The sequence below is a fragment of the Methylomonas sp. BG-2 genome (assembly GCF_057766305.1).
The window spans coordinates 1-2,674 of sequence record NZ_JBYMAP010000364.1 but is presented as its reverse complement, the minus strand read 5'-3'; the positions used below and the strand labels follow the sequence as shown (position 1 = coordinate 2,674).

At 52.6% G+C, this 2,674-nt stretch carries 4 protein-coding genes, 1 pseudogene and 1 other annotated feature; of the genes and pseudogenes, 4 read left to right on the top strand and 1 reads right to left on the bottom strand.

Features of this window, described 5'->3' with window-relative positions; translation table 11 throughout:
- Positions 1-55: 55 nt before the first annotated feature.
- Complete coding sequence (locus AC3B8H_RS20170) at positions 56-220, bottom strand: hypothetical protein (RefSeq protein WP_488443310.1); 165 nt, start codon at positions 218-220, stop codon at positions 56-58.
- Between the two features lie 101 nt (positions 221-321).
- On the opposite strand from AC3B8H_RS20170, the gene AC3B8H_RS20165 reads away from it, so the two are divergent.
- The 4 genes and pseudogenes from AC3B8H_RS20165 to AC3B8H_RS20150 all read left to right on the top strand — a co-directional run.
- Positions 322-453, top strand: a complete 132-nt coding sequence (locus AC3B8H_RS20165; protein ID WP_488443309.1) for a hypothetical protein — start codon at positions 322-324, stop codon at positions 451-453.
- A 12-nt stretch (positions 454-465) separates the two neighbouring features.
- Positions 466-1,545 (top strand): annotated as a pseudogene (locus AC3B8H_RS20160) (IS3 family transposase).
- Positions 607-723 (top strand) — a sequence feature (AL1L pseudoknot). Its footprint overlaps the pseudogene before it by 117 nt.
- Before the next feature lie 500 nt (positions 1,546-2,045).
- Positions 2,046-2,435 carry a hypothetical protein gene (locus AC3B8H_RS20155; RefSeq protein WP_488443308.1) on the top strand — a complete coding sequence of 130 codons (390 nt, stop codon included), beginning with the start codon at positions 2,046-2,048 and terminating at the stop codon, positions 2,433-2,435.
- Positions 2,432-2,674: hypothetical protein (locus AC3B8H_RS20150; protein WP_488443307.1), on the top strand; the 243-nt coding region annotated here is incomplete at its 3' end. The genes AC3B8H_RS20155 and AC3B8H_RS20150, both read left to right, overlap by 4 nt.

Sequence of the window (2,674 nt, the reverse complement as noted above, 5' to 3'; positions counted from 1 at the left end):
CTCAATAAATTACAGCTTATTTTAGCACGTAACACACTGTAACCCAATGAATTTGTTAGCTAATTGGCTTAAGTTGAGAGGATTGCCCCAAGAGTCCCTGTTCATCCAATAATGTGTTTGCCATGACCGGCGTTCTGGCCTGGCTGACCGGGTCGGCTATTACGCCGAGTATTTTGGTGTTGCCGGTAATGGATGCAAGCATGTTTTTTGGATTCTGCATAAAAGTGAGTCGTTGTCCCTTTGAATGTCATGTCGCACGATAGTGATATACTGAATCGCCCCGGTTTTCTCGGAGGCTCCAACCTTTGAGAGAATGGAGCAATGAAAGAGAAAACCGTAAAGCAATATTCCGCGGAAATTCGGGAACGTGCCGTCCGAATGGTGCGAGAGCATCAAAGCGAACACGCCTCAGAATGGGCGGCGATTCAATCGATCTCGGCCAAGTTTGGCTGAACGGCGGAAACGTTGCGTAGCTGGTTGAGGCGTTCGGAAGCCGTCCGCGGAGCACCCCAAGTCCCATCCATTTAGTGAGTCGGAGCGAATAAAGGCCTTGGAGCACGAGAATCGTGAATTACGTCAAGCGAACGAGATACTTCGCAAGGCGTCCGCGTATTTTGCGCAGACGGAGCTCGACCGCCGGTTCAAACCATGAAAGCGTTCATCGATGATCATCGCGATGCGTACGGGGTCGAGCCAATCTGCTAGGTATTGCCGATTGCCCCGTCGACGTATTACTGGCACGCCGCACGCCAAACCCATCCTGAATTGCGTTCCAACCGCGCCAAGCAAGATGAGGTATTGAGCCAGGAGATTCGCCGAGTCTGGGATGAGAACTTCCAGAACTACGGCGCTCGCAAAGTCTGGAGCCAGCTAAAGCGAGAGGGTATTGCCGCTGCTCGCTGTACCGTGGAGCGTCGGATGAAACGCCTTGGGCTGAAAGGCGTCAGGCGCGGCAAAACCATCAAGACTACGATCAGCAATGCCAACACCGCCTGTCCTCTGGATCACGTTAACCGGCAGTTCAGCGCCGAGCGACCCAATGCTTTGTGGATCGCGGATTTTACCTACGTTAAAACCTGGCAGGGCTTTGTTTACGTGGCCTTCGTGATCGATGTGTTTGCCCGTTACATCGTCGGCTGGAAAGTGTCATCGTCCGCGCACACCGCCTTTGTGCTGGATGCGCTGGAGCAGGCGCTGCATGACCGGCAACCCGCGCGGGGTGGCGGCCTGATCCATCATAGCGACGTTCAGTACATTTCGATCCGCTATACGGAACGCTTAGCCGAGGCTGGCGTTGAGGCTTCGGTGGGCAGCGTGGGAGACTCTTATGACAATGCTTTGGCCGAAACCATCAATGGTTTGTACAAAGCCGAGCTGATTCACAAGCAATCCTGGAAGAACCGCGAAGCCGTCGAACTGGCCACCTTGACCTGGGTGGATTGGTTTAATCATCGACGGCTGTTAGGTTCGATTGGTAACATCCCACCCGCTGAAGCAGAGGCTAGGTATTATCAGCAACTAACCGAGTCTGCTAAGGCGGCATGACTCACAAACCAAAGCCTCCGAGAATTCCGGGGCGATTCAACTCTTATGGCGGTTCGATTCCAAGTGCTGCTGCTTCTGATTTGGCGCCGGAAGCGTTATAACCAGCAGATTGGGATGACGTAAGGAACATGAATCCCAACAATACGATGCATCTAGTATCGGGATTTATCTGTAAGCGAGTTCAGGAAGAAGACATCGTCTGCCACCTAATGAATCAATTTTATAAGGATACAAACCAAATAATGCTCTGTCTGTACGGCATCGCACACAAACTGGTATGTTCTGAAACGGGCGGGCGTTATGGAAGCCCAGTCAATTTGACGCCGAGCAAGCGGGCGATCCGCGACAAAGCGAATAGCCGTATCGCATTGCCCGATTGGACTTAAGGACAAGTCTGTTCACAAAAGCGATTTGCGACAATTAGCTAACGCCGATTGTCATCGTTTAGATGCGCGGCTAAAACCACAACCCCACCGGCAACCAAGTTTAGAGACTAACAGATGGCACGAAGGGAATCGACAAACGACAGGGAAGGTTATGCCTGCCCACGCGACCACCACGCTCGGCATCAGTCCGAATTCACCAGCCGGCCTCACTGGAAAAACCTGATCCCAATCGTTATCGGCTTAACTTCGAGAAAGGTCGGCGGCAACCTGGGCGACATCAACCTGATTCAGGACACCTTCCACAGCCGGTTTACCGATCACCTGGATACCAGCGCTGTCACCGCCCAGCAAGCCCTGATCGATCCCAACCTCAAGGCCTGGTCGGATATCAGCATCTTGCCCACCACCTTCACCGGCGCCTATGCCGGCCTCGCCCTGACAGTCAACGGCCTGCCCGCCGCCGGCACGGCGGCGAATGATACAAGTTGGAGGATAGCAGTATGACAGCAGCAGTAAATTCAGCAAAATACAACAGCAACAGATTTGAACAATTTCAACAGGAGCACGCCGCCATGACCTTTGTAAATGAGTACATCCCCGAAGCGGATAAACAACGCATCGATTTTAGCAAAATCAAGCATCCATTGCATGGAGACCCAATCAGTCCAAGCAAGTGGACGATTGACCGTAAACGGGATATTGCATTGATCTCTTTGGGCGGTGGTTTCGGCGAACATGCTCAG

Coding starts and splice junctions, on each gene's coding strand:
- AC3B8H_RS20165 (WP_488443309.1), top strand. CDS start 322: ATGAAAGAGAAAACCGTAAAGCAATATTCCGCGGAAATTCGGGAACGT.
- AC3B8H_RS20170 (WP_488443310.1), bottom strand. CDS start 220: ATGCAGAATCCAAAAAACATGCTTGCATCCATTACCGGCAACACCAAA.
- AC3B8H_RS20155 (WP_488443308.1), top strand. CDS start 2,046: ATGGCACGAAGGGAATCGACAAACGACAGGGAAGGTTATGCCTGCCCA.